This is a genomic window from Sphingorhabdus buctiana, from assembly GCF_042680825.1.
Classification (GTDB): domain Bacteria; phylum Pseudomonadota; class Alphaproteobacteria; order Sphingomonadales; family Sphingomonadaceae; genus Sphingorhabdus_B; species Sphingorhabdus_B buctiana.
On the sequence record NZ_JBHUEL010000002.1, the window covers coordinates 236450 to 255023 of the forward strand.

The 18574-nt window shown below is 56.2% G+C and carries 19 protein-coding genes and 1 tRNA gene; all 20 read left to right on the forward strand.

Translation table 11 applies throughout. The features are described 5' to 3' along the window. Positions 1 to 49 precede the first annotated feature (49 nt). The 20 genes from bamA to leuA all read left to right on the forward strand — a co-directional run bounded on the left by bamA (position 50) and on the right by leuA (position 18549). Positions 50 to 2704, forward strand: a complete 2655-nt coding sequence (gene bamA, locus ACFSAG_RS01620) for an outer membrane protein assembly factor BamA (protein ID WP_381510847.1) — start codon at positions 50 to 52, stop codon at positions 2702 to 2704. After that, complete coding sequence (locus ACFSAG_RS01625) at positions 2704 to 3435, forward strand: OmpH family outer membrane protein (RefSeq protein ID WP_381510849.1); 732 nt, start codon at positions 2704 to 2706, stop codon at positions 3433 to 3435. The genes bamA and ACFSAG_RS01625 overlap by 1 nt, the downstream gene beginning before the upstream one ends. Before the next feature lie 5 nt (positions 3436 to 3440). Beyond that, positions 3441 to 3896 (forward strand): 3-hydroxyacyl-ACP dehydratase FabZ, encoded by a 456-nt coding sequence (fabZ, locus tag ACFSAG_RS01630; RefSeq protein WP_374615256.1) that lies wholly within the window; start codon positions 3441 to 3443, stop codon positions 3894 to 3896. Positions 3897 to 4002: 106 nt separating this feature from the next. After that, positions 4003 to 4230, forward strand: coding sequence for a 50S ribosomal protein L31 (rpmE, locus tag ACFSAG_RS01635; protein WP_374615254.1), 228 nt, complete (start codon positions 4003 to 4005; stop codon positions 4228 to 4230). 89 nt (positions 4231 to 4319) lie between these two features. Next, positions 4320 to 4396: transfer RNA gene (locus ACFSAG_RS01640), tRNA-His, on the forward strand. A gap of 87 nt (positions 4397 to 4483) precedes the next feature. Then, positions 4484 to 5515: a Glu/Leu/Phe/Val dehydrogenase family protein gene (locus ACFSAG_RS01645; RefSeq protein WP_381510852.1), complete on the forward strand. Its 1032-nt coding sequence runs from the start codon at positions 4484 to 4486 to the stop codon at positions 5513 to 5515. A 203-nt stretch (positions 5516 to 5718) separates the two neighbouring features. Further along, entirely contained in the window at positions 5719 to 6582 is an 864-nt protein-coding gene (locus ACFSAG_RS01650) for an OmpA family protein (RefSeq protein ID WP_381511258.1), read from the forward strand. A 99-nt stretch (positions 6583 to 6681) separates the two neighbouring features. Beyond that, positions 6682 to 7140 (forward strand): MarR family winged helix-turn-helix transcriptional regulator, encoded by a 459-nt coding sequence (locus ACFSAG_RS01655; RefSeq protein ID WP_381510854.1) that lies wholly within the window; start codon positions 6682 to 6684, stop codon positions 7138 to 7140. A 10-nt stretch (positions 7141 to 7150) separates the two neighbouring features. Continuing rightward, positions 7151 to 8365, forward strand: a complete 1215-nt coding sequence (locus ACFSAG_RS01660; RefSeq protein WP_381510856.1) for a cytochrome P450 — start codon at positions 7151 to 7153, stop codon at positions 8363 to 8365. 87 nt (positions 8366 to 8452) lie between these two features. Next, positions 8453 to 9169, forward strand: a complete 717-nt coding sequence (gene ccmC, locus ACFSAG_RS01665) for a heme ABC transporter permease CcmC (protein WP_374615248.1) — start codon at positions 8453 to 8455, stop codon at positions 9167 to 9169. 4 nt (positions 9170 to 9173) lie between these two features. Continuing rightward, positions 9174 to 9305, forward strand: coding sequence for a hypothetical protein (locus ACFSAG_RS01670; RefSeq protein ID WP_374615246.1), 132 nt, complete (start codon positions 9174 to 9176; stop codon positions 9303 to 9305). Then, positions 9302 to 9751 carry a cytochrome c maturation protein CcmE gene (gene ccmE / locus ACFSAG_RS01675; RefSeq protein WP_374615245.1) on the forward strand — a complete coding sequence of 150 codons (450 nt, stop codon included), beginning with the start codon at positions 9302 to 9304 and terminating at the stop codon, positions 9749 to 9751. Before ACFSAG_RS01670 ends, ccmE begins: the two co-directional genes overlap by 4 nt. Then, the gene (locus tag ACFSAG_RS01680) at positions 9748 to 11682 is read left to right on the forward strand and encodes a heme lyase CcmF/NrfE family subunit (RefSeq protein WP_381510859.1); all 1935 of its coding nucleotides are present in this window, start codon (positions 9748 to 9750) and stop codon (positions 11680 to 11682) included. Before ccmE ends, ACFSAG_RS01680 begins: the two co-directional genes overlap by 4 nt. Continuing rightward, a complete protein-coding gene (locus ACFSAG_RS01685; RefSeq protein ID WP_374615243.1) occupies positions 11679 to 12209 on the forward strand; it encodes a DsbE family thiol:disulfide interchange protein in 531 nt (176 codons plus the stop codon). Before ACFSAG_RS01680 ends, ACFSAG_RS01685 begins: the two co-directional genes overlap by 4 nt. Beyond that, entirely contained in the window at positions 12206 to 12613 is a 408-nt protein-coding gene (locus tag ACFSAG_RS01690) for a cytochrome c-type biogenesis protein (RefSeq protein ID WP_374615242.1), read from the forward strand. The genes ACFSAG_RS01685 and ACFSAG_RS01690 overlap by 4 nt, the downstream gene beginning before the upstream one ends. Continuing rightward, on the forward strand, positions 12610 to 13263 hold the full coding sequence (locus tag ACFSAG_RS01695; protein WP_381510862.1) for a tetratricopeptide repeat protein: 654 nt from the start codon (positions 12610 to 12612) through the stop codon (positions 13261 to 13263). The genes ACFSAG_RS01690 and ACFSAG_RS01695 overlap by 4 nt, the downstream gene beginning before the upstream one ends. 131 nt (positions 13264 to 13394) lie before the next feature. Beyond that, positions 13395 to 15329 (forward strand): potassium transporter Kup, encoded by a 1935-nt coding sequence (locus tag ACFSAG_RS01700; RefSeq protein ID WP_381511260.1) that lies wholly within the window; start codon positions 13395 to 13397, stop codon positions 15327 to 15329. An 87-nt stretch (positions 15330 to 15416) separates the two neighbouring features. Beyond that, the gene (locus tag ACFSAG_RS01705) at positions 15417 to 16160 is read left to right on the forward strand and encodes a hypothetical protein (protein ID WP_381510863.1); all 744 of its coding nucleotides are present in this window, start codon (positions 15417 to 15419) and stop codon (positions 16158 to 16160) included. A 55-nt stretch (positions 16161 to 16215) separates the two neighbouring features. Next, positions 16216 to 16668, forward strand: a complete 453-nt coding sequence (locus ACFSAG_RS01710) for an AHH domain-containing protein (protein ID WP_381510864.1) — start codon at positions 16216 to 16218, stop codon at positions 16666 to 16668. Between the two features lie 222 nt (positions 16669 to 16890). Beyond that, positions 16891 to 18549, forward strand: a complete 1659-nt coding sequence (gene leuA, locus ACFSAG_RS01715) for a 2-isopropylmalate synthase (RefSeq protein ID WP_381510866.1) — start codon at positions 16891 to 16893, stop codon at positions 18547 to 18549. Positions 18550 to 18574 lie beyond the last annotated feature (25 nt).

Genomic DNA, 18574 nt, shown 5'->3' on the forward strand with positions numbered 1-18574 from the left:
GCGCAACAACATTTTCCGTTCAGCGGGGCCAAGGGAAGGTCGAGAATTTATGAGCAAAACATCGGTTTCCGCCAAGTGGATCGGCGCCTCGATGCTGGCTGTGATGGTTTCGCTGACGGCCATGCCAGCGGCGGCACAAACCGCGGATGCCGCTGCTGCCGCTACGCAAGAAAATGTGATCCGTTCGATCAGCGTTACCGGAACCCAGCGCCTCGAAGCGGATACCGTTCGTTCCTATATCCGCTTGCGCACCGGCCAGGTCTGGACACAGGCTGCGGGCGACCAGGCGCTCAAGGATTTGTACGCGACCGAATTGTTCGCCGACGTCAGCATCCGCAACAATGCGGGTGATGTTACGATTGAAGTGCGCGAAAACCCGGTGATTAACCGCATCATCCTTGAGGGCAACAAGCGCATCAAGAACGACAAGATCGAACCCGAAATCAAACTGGCACCGCGCCAAATCTATTCGCGTTCCAAGGTTCGTGCTGACGTTGCCCGCATCGTCGAGCTCTACAAACGGCAGGGCCGTTTTGCCGCGCAGGTCGAACCCAAACTGGTCCAGCTCGACCAGAACCGCGTCGATATCGTTTTTGAAATCACCGAGGGACCAAAGTCGAAAGTCCGTCAGATCAACATCATCGGCAACGAGAAGTTTTCCGATGGCAAGCTGCGCGGGGAAATGGTCACCAAGCAAGCGCGCCTGACCAGCATATTCAGCTCTGGCACCAGCTATGACCCGGATCGCCTGGCATTCGACCAGCAGAAACTGCGCCAATTCTATCTCACCGAAGGCTATGCCGATTTCCGCGTCGTTTCGGCTGTCGCCGAACTTACGCCCGACAAAAAAGACTTCATCATCACCTATGTGGTCGAAGAAGGAGAGCGTTATAAGTTTGGTGAGGTCAAGGTCGACAGCAAAATCCGCGACTTCAAGTCTGAAGCACTGACGGCCAATCTGCGGATGAAGCAGGGCGACTGGTACAATGCCAAGCAGGTGGAAGACACGGTCGAGGGACTGCAGGAAAGTGCAGGTCTGTTCGGTTATGCCTTCGCCGAAGTGAATCCGCAGTTCAATCGCGACAAAGATGCTCTGACGATGAGCATCACTTTCGACATCGCCGAGGCGGAGCGCGTTTTTGTCGAACGCATCGACATCAACGGCAATACCATCACCCAGGACAAGGTAATCCGCCGTGAGTTCCGCCTCAACGAAGGCGATGCTTTCAACAGCATCCAGGTGAAGCGCACGACCGACCGCATCAAGTCGCTGGGTTATTTCCAGGAAGACCTGGAGGTCGAGCAGGAGCAGGGTAGCGCGCCTGACCGTATCGTCTTGACAACCAATGTCGAAGAAAAGGCGACCGGCGAACTTTCGCTGTCGGCTGGTTTCTCCTCGATCGAAAACTTCATTTTCCAGGGTTCGATCACCCAGCGCAACTTCCGCGGCAAGGGACAGGAACTGCGTACGAACATTTCCTATTCCAGCTATTCGAAATCAGCGGAAATCGGCTTTACCGAGCCTTATCTGTTCGACCGCTCGATCGCGCTGTCGGGCGATATTTTCCGCCGCGACCTTTCGAGCTTCAACTTCTTTAACAACGATCGCAACACCACCTACGAACAGGCGACCACCGGTTTCCAGATCCGTACCGGTGTGCCGGTAACCGAATTCCTTTACTTCCAAGCGCGCTACGGCATCAGCTATGACGATATCTCGCTGGACCGCAGCCTTTTCTTCTCCGATCCTGACGGCACTGGTCCGCTGCCAAGCAGTTGCGATCCTATTCTTGCAGGTCGCTTCCTCTGCGAAGCAATTGGCAAGCGTCTGACATCGACCCTTGGCTATACACTGCTTTACGATACCAGCGATAACCGCCTGCGGCCGACGCGCGGCCATAGCCTCAGCATCAGCCAGGATTTTGCGGGTCTTGGTGGAGACGTGAAGTATATCCGTACCCGCGTGAATGCAGATAAACACTTCAAGGTGACCGACAGCGGCTTCGTATTCTCGGTGTCGGCGGAAGGTGGCTATATCCATCCGCTGGAAAATCGTGGTTCGGTGGCTTCGGGAATCGATGATATTCGTCTGACCGACCGCTTCTACCTCGGTGAACCGCAAATTCGCGGTTTCGATATCCGTGGTGTTGGCCCTCGCGTACAGCGTATCTTCTTTGATGGAGCCATCGAAAATGGCGTTCCGGTCAATGTGCCGCGGCTCGATCGTAAGCAGATCCAGGACGACGCAATCGGTGGCCGCGCTTATTATCTCGCACGTGCAGAGCTGCAAATTCCGCTCGGCAGCGGTGCCAAGGAACTCGGCCTGCGTCCGTCTGTGTTTGTTGATGCAGGTGCGGTCTTCAAAGTAACGACCCCGATCTTGCAGACCGTGCAGCAAAGATCAGCCGCAACTGCGACTACACCCAGCCAGCCACTCTACTACACGGTGAACACGTCGGGCACCACACCGACATTGGAAACCACGACTGTTGCGACCAACCCCGACGGGTCGGCGCGCGTACCCGTATTGCAGTTTGAGGAACGCTTTTTTGGTGACAGCTGGAAACCCCGCGTTTCGGTCGGTTTCGGCGTCAACTGGAACTCTCCCTTTGGTCCGTTCAGGATCGATATAGCACGGGCTCTGCTAAAAGAGCCTGGCGATGACACCAAACTCTTTACATTCAACGTAGGAACTCAATTCTAATGACCAAAATTTCCAAATCGATCGCGGCTTTGCTTTTGGCTGGCGCGGCTTTCGCCGGCGGTAGCGCACAGGCGCAAGTGGCCGGCATTGCGACCCTCGATACGACCGATGCGATCATGCAGACCAAGGCTTTCGCACAGGCTTACCAGCAGATCGGCACGACCTATGCCAACAATTCGCAGTCGATCCAGACCAAGCGTCGGGAAATCAACGATATCAATGCGCAGTTGGATACCAACAAAGACAAGAACCTGACGCAGGAAGAACTCGACGCCGCAATCAAGTCGAAAAATCCGCTTCTCCAGCAGCTTGAGACGAAGGAGCGCGAGATCGCCCAGCTTCAACAGCCGATCGTTGCTGCTCAGGCCTTTGCGGTCGAAAGTATTGCCGACCGTTATGCTGCTGCCCAGCAGCAGGTTGTAACGCAGAAGAAGATCAACATCATCCTGGCACCCGACGCCTTTATCTGGGCACCCGATGCGGTGGACATTACCAAGGCTGTAACTGCCGCGCTTGATGTTTCGGTTCCCGCAGTGGGCACCACGCCGCCTGCAAATTGGCAGCCCAAGCAGTCGACCGGTGCGCTTTACGAGCAGATCCAGCAGCGCCTGTTGAACGCTGCACGCGTTCAGGCAATCCGCAACGCACAGGCGCAGCAAGCTGCACAACAGCCTGCAACCGCTCCGGCAACCGCGCCTGCAAATCCGACACCCCAGCCCGAAAGCCGCTAAGCTCGATGAGCGATTTCGCCAATTATGACGTCCGGCGCGTGATGGCGGTGCTTCCGCACCGCTATCCGATGCTGCTGGTTGACCGTGTGGAAGAGTTGATCGTCGACGAACGTATTTCGGCGATCAAGGCGGTGACCATGAATGAGGGCTTTTTCCAGGGGCATTTCCCCGGGCGCCCGATCATGCCCGGCGTCATGATTGTCGAAGCCCTTGCGCAAGCCGCCGGTGTTCTGGCTATGGAGAGCCTGGGCCTCGCCGGTTCAGGCAAGTTGGTCTACTTCATGGCGATCGACAACGCGAAATTCCGCGCCCCCGTTGAACCGGGATGCTTGCTTACGCTGAATGTCGAGTTCACGCAGAAGCGGCCGCGCGTATGCAAATTCGCAGGACGGGCCCTGATCGGTGACCAGGTTGCTGCAGAGGCGGATTTCATGGCGATGATCGCTGATCCGCCGGCCTGACAAACACACTATTCGCAAAACTTGCATTCCGCGAAAACCGCCGCTAAGGGCGGCGCTTCGCAATCCTGGCTCCGGTCGGAAACCGGGCCGCAAAGGAGTTTGAAAAATGAAGAACGATATCCATCCCGATTATCACATGATCAAGGTGCAGATGACCGACGGCACCGTGTTCGAAACTCGCTCCACCTGGGGTAAGGAAGGCGACACGCTGCAGCTTGACATTGATCCGACTTCGCACCCGGCCTGGACCGGTGGCAACCAGCGCCTCATGGACGCCGGTGGCCGCGTTGCCCAGTTCAACAAGCGTTTCGGCGGACTTACGCTCAAGAAATAAGCCTTGGGCTTTTGGATTTGAAAGGTGCCGGGTTGACGCCCGGCATCCTTTGCACATAAGGACGCGCCTGCCTTTCTACAGGTGCTGTGGCGATCGTAGCTCAGTTGGTTAGAGCGCTGGTTTGTGGTACCAGAGGTCGCGGGTTCGGATCCCGTCGATCGCCCCATTTTCCCTACACATTTTGGCTGACAAACGGGTTGCGTAATATTATTGCGCGGTCTCGTAATTTCTCGCGACTCGTAAGGAAGCTGTCATGCCTGCGCTGTGGGACCTGCCCGATTTCGATGCCCATGAATCGGTGCACATGTTCGATGACCCCAAAACCGGGTTGCGCGCAGTTATTGCCATCCACTCCACGCATCTTGGCCCGGCAGCAGGCGGAACTCGTTTCTGGCATTATGCCGACCAGCAAGCCGCATTGACCGATGCGCTGCGCCTGTCGCGGGGGATGAGCTATAAAAATGCGATGGCGGGACTTGCTGCAGGTGGTGGCAAGGCGGTTATCCTTGCCGACCGCCAATACAGCAAGCCACAGGAACTGCTTGATGCTTTCGCCCGGGCGGTCGACTCGCTTGGCGGCCGTTACATCACAGCGCAGGATGTCGGCATGTCGGAAGACGACATGGTGACGCTGTCGAAAAACACCCGGCATGTTGCTGGCTTGCCGGGGCAGGGCGGCGATCCCGGCCCTTACACCGCGCGCGGCGTTTACCTTGGCGTAAAGGCGGCAGCGAAACGTGCGTTGGGCACGGATGATGTTCGCGGCGTGCACATCGCCATCCAAGGCGTTGGGAGCGTTGGCGGCGGCCTTGCCCGCTATCTTGCTGCTGATGGTGCTAAGTTGACACTGGCTGACGTCAACGCCGAACGCGCCACTGCGCTCGCCGCCGAGTTGGGTGCACAAACCGTCGCATCAGATTCGATCATTTCGGTCGAAGCCGACATTTTCAGCCCTTGCGCATTGGGTGCAATACTGACTGATACAAGCGTGGCCGGATTGAAGATAAAGGCTGTCGCGGGTGGTGCCAATAACCAGCTAGCGACATCGGCGCAGGGACAGCAGCTTGCCGATCGCGGTATTGTCTATGCACCGGACTATGTGATCAATGCTGGCGGGATCATCAATGTGCTGCGGCATGTCGATAATGCAGATGATGCTGCGATCAACGCCCGAATCGACACCATCCCCGGCCGTTTGCACCAGATCTGGGAAGAGAGCGAAGCCAGCGGCGATACTCCAGCTGAGGTCGCCGACCGGATGGCACAGCGGTTGATCGGACGGTAAATCGTTTGGCAGGTGCGGGCGACTGCTTCATTTGATACGCTTCGTTACTTGACAGGGGAGGTACCAGAGCGGGCACGCCGCCAACGCTTCGTCGCGCCTTGCGCTCCTATTAACCGCTCGCCACCCCCAGACTGCAATCATTCATCCACGAGCAAGGTTTTGATTAACAGGGTTGGCGCGCATTAAAAAAGAAGGAGTGTATGATGCGTGTCGCTACCAATAAGGCGGGCAGTCTCATCCTGCTTGCCATGTCCACGATCCCGCTGTCGGGAACGTTACATGCACAGCAGCCAAGTTATGACCCTATTGTCGTTGACGGTGCGCTGCCTGATCTTAGCACGATGGTCAAAGGCCCTGAAGTCAAGGGCACGATCGTTGCGCGCAATGGTGAAAAGATCAGGGTGCGAACCGCCGATGGCAGCAGCACCGATATCGCGATTACTGATGCGACCAAGGTTAAGACCAGTTCCGGTCTGTTCGGTGGGCGCAGCAAATTAGGCAATGAGGCGTTGCTCAATGGATTGCCGGTAACCGTCAAGACCCTGCAATGGGAAGGCGGCCTTGTCGCGAGCCAGGTCAGTTTCCGTAAAGGCGATTTCAAGACCGCCAATATGATCCGCAATGGCACCGAGCAGCAATTTGCCGAGCAGACCGCTGCCACAGAAGCGCTGCGGGGGCGGATGGGCGATATCGACAAATACAACATCAAGGGCACGACCAACGTCTATTTCGACACCGGCAGGTGGCAGCTATCGTCACAGGCTAAATCCGATTTGTGCGCCACTGCATCCCAGGCTGAAGCGACCGACAATGCGCTGATGCTGGTTGTTGGCTACACCGATTCGGTCGGCAGCGAAGAATATAACCAGACGCTGAGTGAAAAGCGCGCGAACAGCGTGATCAACTATCTGCAGCAGCAATGCCGTTGGAAGCCGTATCGCATGCTGACTCCGACCGGCATGGCCGAATCTGATCCGGCTGCAAGCAACGACACAGAAGAGGGCAAGGCCCAAAACCGCCGCGTTTCAGTGAACATCCTCGTCAGCAAGAGCGTCGACGGACTGTAATCTTCGCGGGGTGGGCTTTGGTCCACCCCGTTCCGCAAAAGATAATGTGCATTATTGTAATGCACTTGACAAAAATGTCTTGTCCTGCAAGTTGCCGGGATGAAACTTTTAGCGAACTCTGACGAAGCTGTTGTCCTAACGCCGCTTGATACGCTCACCTTTCGGCTGGAGGACCTGCCTCGGCAGCTCCGACGGCTGATCGACGATGCATTGCAAGGACATGATCTCGGCCGGACGCAATGGCGCTTGCTCGCATATGTGTTGCGTCAGGAAGGGCTGACCCAGACTGAATTGGCGCGCTATCTTGAAATTGAACGCGCAAGCGCCGGTCTTGCTATCGATGCGCTTGAGAAGAAGGCGTTGGTCGCTCGTCGCCAACACCCCGGGGATCGGCGGGTTTGGCGCATCGTGCCCACTGAAAAGGCCAAAAAGCTGCTCGGCGATCTGCGTGTCACTGTTGACGAAGTATATGCCCAGTTGTTCGATGGATTTAGCCAGCAAGAACTTGAGCAACTCGGCCGATTCTTCGAGCGCATGGCGCTCAATATAAGGGCGTGAGGCGATGACGATGACCGACCTTATCGAACCGCTCGACCAAATTGACCCCAGCCTCCCAGAGCGTTTTGTCGATGGCCGCGCCAACGCCTTGTTTGAACGTCTTCGGAACGAAGCACCGGTCCATTATTGCGCAAACGGTCGCTTCGGGCCTTTCTGGTCAATCAGCCAGTACGAAGACATTGTCGAGATCGAGGCGCTGCCCAAAATCTATTCCTCCGAAGCGAAATATGGAGGGGTTTCGATCATCGATGTCGACCCGGCGCAGGCAACCTATCTTGAATCCTTCATCATGATGGACCCGCCAAATCATAGCCAGAAGCGACGGACGATTGCGCCCGCATTCACCCCATCAGAAATGGCCCGGCTTGGCACATCGATCCGGGAACGCACTGCAACCTGCCTTGATGGCCTGCCAAAAGGCGAGGATTTCGATTGGGTGCAGTCCGTTTCGATCAATCTAACGATCGATATGCTGGCCATTCTGTTCGATTTTCCTTGGGATGAACGGCACAAATTGCGGATCTGGTCCGATGCTATCACCTCGCTCGAAATGATGAAAAACCGCCCGGAGGAGCGGGCTGCGAATCTGTTCGAAATGGCGTCGCGCTTTCATGAGTTGTGGCAGGAGCGTAGCAAGGGTGAACCTGGACCTGACCTGCTGTCGATGATGGTTCATGCGACCGATTTCGGTGAAATGGGTGCAGCCGAGTTTATGGGGAATATGGCCACCCTGGTGGTTGGCGGGAACGATACGACGCGAAACTCGATGTCTGGCATGATCGAGGCATTCAATCTCTGGCCGGATCAGTGGGAAAAAATATGCGCCCAACCTGAACTCATTCCCAATGCCGTCAGTGAAATCATCCGCTGGCAATGCCCCGCATTGCATATGCGGCGGACTGCACTTGAGGATGTGGAGTTTCGCGGTCACCAAATCCGCAAGGGCGACAAAGTGGTTCTCTGGTATATTTCGGCCAACCGCCAGGAATCGGTGTTTCCCGATGGCCACCGGTTTCTCGTCGATAGGCCCAATGTGCGCCGACACCTCTCCTTCGGCTTTGGCATCCATCGCTGCGTCGGCGCGCGCTTAGCGGAACTGCAATTGCAGATTCTGCTTGAGGAAATGGTGAAGCGAGAGATCCACGTCATCCAAACCGGTCCGGTCGAAAGGGAGCCGCATCCCTTTTTAGCGATCATCAATTCGGTACCAGTCAAGCTAGGCTGATTTGCCCTAAAATCTATTGCTACGATTGCGCCAAATCAATTGGCGTCCCTTGAAAGCAATGCTAGAGGCGCGTGCGAGTCATATCATATGCACCGCTTCGCAAATCCTGCCCGTTTCCTCGGCATTGCCAAACCGCTGACCCCGCTGCTTTTGTGGCCGGGAATACTGCTGGTTCTAGGCGCGTGCTGGTGGGGGCTGACGCAGGTACCGGCGGAACGGTTGCAGGGCCATTCGGTCAAGATCATGTTCGTCCATGTGCCCGCTGCGTGGCTGGGTATGGGCGGGTGGACCGGGCTTGCCATTGCCAGCATCGTACAGCTTGTGTGGAAGCATCCTTTGGCGGGCGTATCGGCGCGGGCCATTGCGGTGCCGGGCGCTCTGTTTGCCGCGCTATGCCTGATCACCGGCTCTATCTGGGGGCGTCCGACATGGGGCACCTGGTGGGTCTGGGATGGTCGGTTGACCTCGATGCTGATCCTGTTCTTCCTCTATCTCGGCTATATCGCGCTAGCTAACGCATCGAGCGAAAAGGGTAGCGTCAGCCGCACGGCCGCGGTGTTCGGCATCATCGGTGCAGTCAATATTCCTATCATCAACCGGTCGGTGGTCTGGTGGGAAAGCCAGCATCAAAAGGCCAGCATCACGCTTGGTGGATCGTCGATCGATAGCGCCTATCTGTGGCCGCTTTTCGCGAGTGCATTGGGTTTCACGCTGATTTTTGGTGCGGTCGTTTTGATGCGGATGCGCGCCCAGCTTGCCGAAATCCGTATCGAGGCGCGGATGCGCCGGATGGCGGAGGATTGAGGTAGTGGATCACACACCGTTCATCATTGCAGCATTTCTAGTGACCGCATTGGGCACGCTCGTGCTTGTGGTGCACAGCTGGTCTGCCATGCGCCGCGCCGAGGCGTTGGCCGATGATTTGAAGAGCCGCAAATGAAACCCAAACACCAACGTTTGATCTTAGCCATTCTGGCCCTTGCCGCGTTGATCGGTGCAGGGTTGCTGGCTGCTTCGGCACTGCGTGAGGAGGCGAGTTACTTCTATACGCCTGCGACATTGGCCAAGGCCGATGTCGAGCCCGGAAAGGCGATCCGTCTTGGCGGGATGGTGCAAAAGGGTTCGGTCAGGCGCGATGCCGATGGCATAACCGTGCACTTTATCGTCCAGGATCGCGACGCGACGCAGGCGGTTGTTTACAAAGGAATAACCCCCGACCTGTTTGTTGAGGGATCCGGCGTGGTTGCCGACGGCCGAATGGATGCGAAAGGCGTTTTCGTGGCGGATAGCCTGCTTGCAAAGCATGATGAAAATTATGTCCCGCGCGAACTCAAAGACATCGACATGTCCACCGCCGAACATAGCAAGGATACCCTCGCCGAATGATTGCTGAATTCGGTCTTGCCGCCCTTTGGTTGGCAGCGGCATTGGCGCTGTTGCAGGCATTCGCTGGCATTGGCCACTGGCGCGGTTTTTCACCAGCACTGGCTTCGCTGACCCGCCCTGTGGCGGTGGTGCAGGGGCTTTTGTGTCTGGTTTCTTTCGGATGCCTTGTCTGGCTGTTTGCGATTACCGATCTATCGGTGCTGCTGGTCGCATCGAACAGCCATATCGACAAGCCGATGATCTTCAAACTGGCGGGCACTTGGGGCAATCATGAAGGTTCGATGTTGCTGTGGGTGACGGTGCTTTCGCTTTCGGGAACTGCCATAGCGCTGTTCGAAAAACGGCTCGACCATCAGACGTTGGGCGCGGCATTGTTTGCGCAGGCTTTGATCGCACTCGGTTTTTTTGCCTTCCTGCTTTTCTCGTCCAACCCTTTCGAACGGCTTGATCCGGCGCCGCCCACTGGCGCAGGCCTGAACCCGCTGTTGCAGGATATCGGCCTCGCATTCCATCCGCCGACGCTTTACATCGGATATGTTGGCCTCTCGGTGGCATTTTCCTTTGCCGTTGCCGCATTGTTGACCGGAAAGGTTGGCCCTGCCTTTGCCCGCGCAATGCGCCCATGGGTGTTGCTCGCGTGGATTTTTCTGACAATTGGTATCACCGCGGGCAGTTACTGGGCCTATTATGAATTGGGCTGGGGCGGCTGGTGGTTCTGGGATCCCGTAGAAAACGCCTCGCTGATGCCGTGGCTTGCAGCGACAGCATTGCTGCATTCGGTGGCTGTGCTGGCGACGCGCGATGCCTTGCGCGCCTGGACTATCATGTTGGCGCTGATTGCTTTTGCGATGGCAATGGCCGGAACCTTTCTTGTGCGTTCGGGCATTTTGACGAGCGTGCATGCCTTCGCTGTCGATCCGGAACGTGGCGCGTTCATCCTCGGTCTGCTGGTAATCTATATTGGCGGCGCATTGACGCTGTTCGGCCTGCGTATCGGTGTGGTGCGCGAAGGGAAGACCTTTGCCTTACTCAGCCGTGAAGGTGCGATCGTTGGCAACAACATATTCCTCTCGGTCATCCTCGCCATCGTTCTGGTCGGTACATTGTGGCCATTGGCTGCCGAAGCGATGGGCGACAAGATTTCGGTGGGCCCGCCCTATTTCAACCAAACGACGGTACCGATCGGCCTGCTGCTGATGCTTTTGCTGATCGTTGGTCCGTTGCTTCGCTGGCGCGGCGATAGTCTGTCGCGGCACAAGGCTTTGGCAGGGCCTGCCTTGCTATTCCTGCTCGTGGCATGTGCTCTGTTCGCTACACAGCCGCAAGCAGGACTTTGGCCAATCCTGTCATTGGCCTTGGCGGCCGCGACCGCGCTGGCATCGATATTGCCGTTATTGGGTCGCAACATTTTGCGCATTCCACTCGCGCTTTGGGGCATGGCTCTGGCGCACTTTGGATTTGCCGTATGCGTTGCGGGCATGGCGGCTGAACAGGGTTGGAAAGTCGAAAAGCTCGTCGCGATGCGTGTCGGGGAAAGCGCCGTTGTTTCCGGCTGGAACGTCAAACTGGATGATGTCCATCCTGTGGTCGGCGACAATTGGGTTGCGCTCGAAGGACAACTGCTTGTTCGCCGCGACGAAGACACAACCATAATGCGCCCTCAATCGCGGCAATTCTCCAGCCCGAAACAGCAAACGACCGAAGCTGCGCTGCTCACACGATGGGATGGCCAGCTTTACGCTGTGATTGCCGCGCCGAGCGAGGGCGATGCATCAGATCGCTGGCAGGTGCGCTTGTGGTGGAAACCCTTTGTAACGCTGATCTGGTACGGCGGCTTGCTCATTGCACTGGGTGGAGCCATTGCGCTCTTTGGGCGCGCGACGCTCGCCCTGCGGAAGCGCCGCCGCGATAATCCATGGAGCTTGGCATGAAAAAGAATTGGCTAATCTGGGCGCCTCTCGCCCTGTTCGCCTTTCTTGGCGGCATTTTCCTTTACGGTCTGGTTGAACCGAAGGATGAATATGTCCGGTCAAATCTTGTAGGCAGGCCGTTGCCTGAATTTGCACTGCCCGCGGCAACCGAAGGTGTGCAAGGGCTGTCGAATACCGACTTCGCCGATGGCAAACCACGTATGCTCAATATCTTTGCGAGCTGGTGCCTGCCGTGCAAGGCGGAAGCGCCATTCCTTGAACAGATCAAGGAAGCAGGTGTTGAAATCCATGCGATCGCCATCAGGGACAAACCGGAAGACGTGGCCGCTTTCCTTGCGGAACATGGCAATCCTTTCGTTAGGATCGGTGCCGATATGGACATGCTGATCCAGCTTAAGCTTGGCTCATCGGGCGTTCCCGAAACCTATCTGATTGACGGCAAAGGGCGGATTATCCACCAACATATCGGCGATATCCGTGCCGAGCATGTTGAACCGCTGATCGCAAAGCTGAAGGAAGCCAAATGAAGCGCTTCGTCATTGCTTGCGCGTTGGCGTTTTCAATAGTGCCAGCAGCGGCACAGGAAGGCCCGCCTCCGCCGCTTGCCAACCAGCAACTTGCTGACCCTGCCCAGGAAGCGCGTGCGCTGGAATTGATGCAAAGGCTGCGCTGCATCCAGTGCCAGGGGCAGTCGATTCACGATAGCGATGCACCAATTGCAGCCGCGATGCGCCATGAAGTGCGCGAGCGTATCAAGGCAGGGCAAAGCGAGGCCGAAATCGAGAGCTGGTTGATCGAGCGTTATGGTGATTGGATCAGCTTCGCACCCCCCGCGTCGGGAAGCGGATTGATCCTGTGGCTCCTACCAATTTTGGTTTTAGGCGGGGCGCTTTTGGTGGCTCGCGGCCGTTTCAGAAAGCGTGAGGCATGATCGGCTGGATCATCATGATTGGAACCGGCCTGGTCTCGGCCTTGGCCATCCTAGCCTTTGCCAAGGGACGCAGGCAGCTATGGCAACCTGTTGCCGCAACGGTGGTGCTCGCGATGGCAGGCTATGCATGGCAGGGCCGCCCTGAACTATCGTCATCTGAGGCCCAACCCATCGCTGCAGAGCGGGGCGCAGCCGAGGCTCTGCTCAAGATGCGCAGCGATATGGATCAGAATTTCGGTGTCGCCAAAATGTGGCTGGTCACCGCCGACGGATTTGCCCGCGATGGAAGTTATTCGGCGGCTGCGGGCTATATTCAGGCAGGGTTACGCGAGCATCCCGATAATCCCGATCTGTGGTCCGCGCTTGGGCTGGTCCTTATGCTGGCATCCGATGGCGAGATGACACCGCCTGCGAAACTGGCTTTTGACAAGGCGCGTACGCTGGCTCCCAACCTGCCGGCACCTGACTATTTTGTAGGTTTGGCAGCATTGTTCGATCGCAAGCCTGACATCACCATTAGCAAATGGAACGCGGTTCTGGAACGCGCCACGCCCAAGGCAAAATGGCGTCCGGCGGTTGAGTCGCAGCTTGCAGGGCTTGAATCCCTGCTGGCGGGAGCGGCGCCTCCGTCACCTGAATTGAAAAATTAATATAATACAATAGGATGATATTCGCGAATTTACAGCGATAGTGCGTTGTTTGGGCTATAGTGTCGTGCTATCGGCGCGCGCTGCGTCCCGTATGGCGCGGAATGGCTGATAAATCCGCCTTTGGGGTGCGCATGGCTAATAGCGAAACCGAAAATTCCGAAAATCACCTGGAACATGGCGGCCACGGCCACAAAAAGGCGTCGTTGCTGACGCTGTGTGTCGGCACAGTAGGCGTTGTCTTTGGAGATATCGGTACCAGCCCCATTTACGCATTTCGCGAAACCTTTGCCGGCCACCATCCGATCGAACCCGATCCCATGCACATCACCGGTGTGCTCAGCTTGGTATTCTGGTCGATGATGCTCGTGGTGACGTTCAAATATGTCTTCACCATCATGAAAGCGGACAACAAGGGTGAGGGCGGTAGCCTTGCCCTGCTGGCGCTGATTAGCCGCAAGACGCAAGGCGAGAAATGGACCGCGCCGATCATCATGCTCGGCGTGTTTGCGACCGCGCTATTCTACGGCGATTCCATGATAACCCCGGCGATGTCAGTCCTTTCGGCAACCGAGGGTCTGAACTATGTCCATCCGGGCTTCAAGGGCTGGGTTTTGCCGATTGCGTTGGCAATCCTGGTTGGTCTCTTCGCAATCCAGGCGCGTGGAACGGCCAAGGTTGGTGCGTTGTTCGGGCCTATCATGGTCACTTATTTCGCGACACTTTCCGCGCTCGGTTTGATGCATCTAATCAAGATGCCCGAAATCGTGCTCCACACGCTCAATCCGTGGAATGCGATCAACTTCTTCTATGTTGATGGTCTGCGTGCGTTCATTTCGCTTGGAGCTGTGGTTCTGGCAGTGACCGGTGCTGAAGCGCTATATGCCGACATGGGGCATTTCGGCAGGCGTCCCATCAAATTCTCTTGGCTTTGGTTCGTGCTCCCCGCGCTGATGTTGAACTATATGGGGCAGGGGGCGATGATCCTGTCGATGACGCCTGCGGAAGCGCAGGTAGCGATCAAGGATCCGTTCTTCCTGATGCTCCCTGGCGACCTTCGCCTTCCGATTGTCTTCCTCGTTATCCTTGCGACCATCATTGCCAGCCAGGCGGTGATCTCGGGCGCGTTTTCACTAACTCAGCAGGCTATCCAACTCGGCTTCATGCCGCGCTTGCGTATCCTGCACACCAGCGAGAGTGAGGCGGGCCAGATCTATATCCCGGCGATCAACTGGGGCCTGATGATCATGGTCATCGTCTTGGTGCTCTTCTTCCGCTCCTCAAGTAACCTCGCAGCGGCCTATGGTATCGCGGTGACAGGTGCGATGTTCATCGATACCTGCCTTATCACGGTCGTGCTTCTCAGCCTTTGGAAATGGCCAAAGTGGAAGGCGCTGCCGATCCTTGCGGTGTTCTTCATCGTCGACATTGCCTATTTCGGTGCCAACCTGCTCAAGGTACCGCAGGGCGGATATTTCCCACTCGTCATCGGGTTGATCATCTTCACCTTGCTGACCACCTGGTCGCGCGGTCGCGCCTTGATGCGTGAACGCATGGCCGAAAGCACGATGCCGATGGAAATCTTCATCAAGTCGGCTAGCGGCAGTGCCCAGCGGGTTCCGGGAACGGCAATCTTTATGGCCTCAACCAGTGCCGGCGTGCCGTCGGCCTTGCTCCATAACATCAAGCATAACCGCATCCTCCATGAACGCGTTATCATCCTTACCGTAGACATCGCGGAAATGCCCTATGTCGATGAAAGCAAGCGCGCGACCTGCAAGACATTGGGCGAAGGCTTCTACCGCGTCGTCCTGCGCTATGGCTTCCTTGAGGAAACCGATGTTCCGGCTGCGCTGGCAAAGGTTGACCTCTGTGGTCCGCCATTTGACATGATGCAAACCAGCTTTTTCCTGTCGCGCCAGACGTTGATCGCGTCCAAGGTCCCCGGCATGGCAATCTGGCGGGAAAAGGTTTTTGCCTGGATGCTGCGAAATGCGGCCAATGCGATGGAGTTTTTCAAGCTTCCAACCAACCGCGTTGTCGAACTGGGCAGTCAGGTGGAAATCTGATCCAATTCGGATTGATGTTTTCGAAGACTCTTGCTTCCTTTAACTATTTATAATAGAACAAAAAAGGAACTTGAGGAATCTAGAACTTTGGAAATAAGTCCATCATTATCGTTGTTGTTTGAAGTTCCGCAGTCTGAAGTGCGGACCAGACTGGATGAACTTGTTTCCACGCAAGCCGACATCCATTTTGATCAAATGGAACGGCTGGGGGATGCTGCTTCTGTACTGATTTTTAATGGGCTGACTTTCGATTGCGACTTCAATCCTGAATCGGCGCTCAAACCTGAACGGCGCAAAGTTTTCTCTACGCTTGGCGATGACGCAATATGTTCGGCCCTTGCCATATCTCTGCATTCGCACATCGAACACGGACTGGTCGTGCCAGAGATTGCCAAGGCGTTCCTGAATTTTGGTGCAGTTTGTGCGCGGAATCTGCAGGCGTCGGCAGTTGTCTGGCAACCAACCGGACTTCAAACCGATACGGGATATTTCCTCGAGGTTGTCCAATCCTATGTGGATGGTGGCGTTTTTCCTGTTCTGCCGATCGTCGATTTCATCGCCGAAAAGCCCGGCTATTTGCGGTCCAAAGGGCTTGCAGATTTTTGCGGGCAGGAATTCGAATTGCAGTCAGGCCAGTTGGACCAGCAGGAATTGATCCGGCGTGCAATTCGCCTTGCACATGATTTGGCGACCAATGGATCGATAGACGATTCACAAGAAATCGCTGACTTGGATCCGGCGAATTTGATCCATTTGGAGCCCTCCGACGACGGCATGTTGCTTCATTGCCGAATTACCTCGAAATCGGAGCAAATAGTGCCCCTCTGCTGATTGCTTTCCGTCCCGCTTCCAATAGCTTGGCGTGCGTGATGGAGGGCTTTTGGACATGCTGACATTCCGGGAAGTGAAAAAGCGCGTAAAAGTGCCGGGATTTCACTGCCATCACATAATTCCAGCAGAGGTTGTCGAAAAACCTGCTTTCCGAACGATGTTCAACCGGATCGGAGCAATCGGCTTTGATTTCCAGAATTTCCATCAAAATGGAATGTATCTGCCATGCACTGAGGAAAATGCCGCCGCATTCGGGCTACCGCTACATCGAGGACCTCATCCATTATATAACCAGATAGTATGCGAACGCATTGCGGCCTTCGAACGGCTGAGCCCCAACGGCCAATTGCGCCAGATCTACGACCTGCAAAAGACATTGCGCGTGGCATTGCGAAGCAATGCGCTGCCACTGCGCAATCGCCAGCGCGATCCTTTGGCGCCAAATCCAGCGTTCGAAACGATCGAGAAAGCCGCATTCGATTTATACGGTGCCCTCGAACCTCGTTGAATTGAATCTTGTTGCGCTTTTTTCTGGACGTTTGAAATTTTGTGTGAAAAAGCGCGGTCACGATGAAAGTCCGTTCACTCTCGCTTCTTCTTCGACTTACGCGCCCTTAGGCGCGTGATTGCCTCCGGCTATGTCCGGAGCCGCCCGGCCTAAGGGTACGAACTACAATCAGACCGGAAACTTTAAGGGCGACATGGCGCGCCCCACAGATTGAGAAGCAAAATGTTGAACGATCCATCCCGTAAATACCGCCCGTTCCCGCAGGTGGACCTGCCAGATCGGCAATGGCCGGACCGCACTATCGACAAGGCACCCCGTTGGCTCTCGACCGATTTGCGCGATGGCAACCAGGCGCTGATCGACCCGATGGGCTCTGAGAAGAAGAGCCGCTTTTTCGACCTGCTGGTCAAGGTGGGCATCAAGGAAATTGAGGTTGGCTTTCCTTCATCAGGCGCGACTGATTTCGATTTCATCCGCGATCTGGTGGACAGCGGACGCATCCCCGATGATGTCACCATCCAGAGCCTGACCCAATCGCGCCGCGACCTGATCGAAAAGACATTCGAGGCGATGGCAGGTGCCAAAAAGGCGATCGTGCATCTTTACAATGCGGTATCACCCGCTTGGCGCAACATTGTTTTCAATCTCGATAAGCCGGGCGTGAAAGCGATTGCGATTGAAGGGGCGCAGATCCTGGCAGAGCAGGCCGCGAAATATCCGCAAACCGATTGGCATTTCGAATATTCTCCGGAGACCTTCTCGACTGCCGAATTGGATTTCAGTATCGAAGTTTGCAGCGCCGTTATGGAAATCCTGAAGCCGACCGTTGAAAAGCCGATCATATTCAACCTGCCTGCCACCGTAGAGGCGGCTATGCCCAACATCTATGCGGACCAGATTGAGTATTTCGGCCGCAATATTCCGAACCGTGAAGCGGTCGTAATCAGCCTGCACACGCATAATGACCGCGGCACCGGAATTGCCGCAACCGAGTTGGGCCTGTTGGCAGGGGGCGACCGCGTCGAGGGCTGCCTGTTTGGCAATGGTGAGCGCACCGGCAATGTCGACCTCGTTACCGTTGCACTCAATATGTACACGCAAGGCCTGCATCCGGGGCTCGATTTCTCGGATATCGATGAGGTCATCCAGACCGTAGAATATTGCAACCAGCTGCCCGTACACCCCCGCCATCCTTATGCCGGGGAACTTGTGTTCACTGCTTTTTCGGGAAGCCACCAGGACGCAATCAAGAAGGGTTTTGCCCATCAGGCCAAGCGCAATGATGAAATCTGGGAAGTTCCGTACTTGCCCATCGATCCGGCTGATTTGGGCCGAAGCTATGAAGCCGTCATTCGCGTGAATTCGCAAAGCGGCAAGGGCGGTGTCGCCTGGGTGCTTGAGCAGGACTATGGACTTAAACTGCCCAAGAAGTTGCAGGCCGACTTTTCGCGCACGGTGCAAGAGCTTTCGGACACTACGGGCCGTGAATTGACCTCGGGCGATATCTGGGGTGCGTTCCAGGAGCGCTATTTCATCAACAAGTCGGGGCGCTTCGAACTGTTCGACTATGCAGAGAACCATGCCGGAAGTGACCGCATTTTTGTCGGTAAGCTGAAGGTAGATGGCGAGTTTCGCAGCCTTTCGGGGCGCGGCAATGGCCTGATGTCGAGCGTGATTGCGGCGCTCAAAGACCATGGTGGGCCTGAAATGGATATTGTCGATTATAGCGAACATGCCATCGGCCACGGCGCCGGCGCGCAGGCCGCAGCCTATGTCGAATGCCGGACCACCGATGGTCGCAGTCTTTTCGGCGCAGGAATCGACACCGATGTCGCTACGGCAACCGTGCGTGCCTTGCTGAGTGCTGCAAACGGCATTTGACAAGCCCCAATCGTTGCGCTCTTTA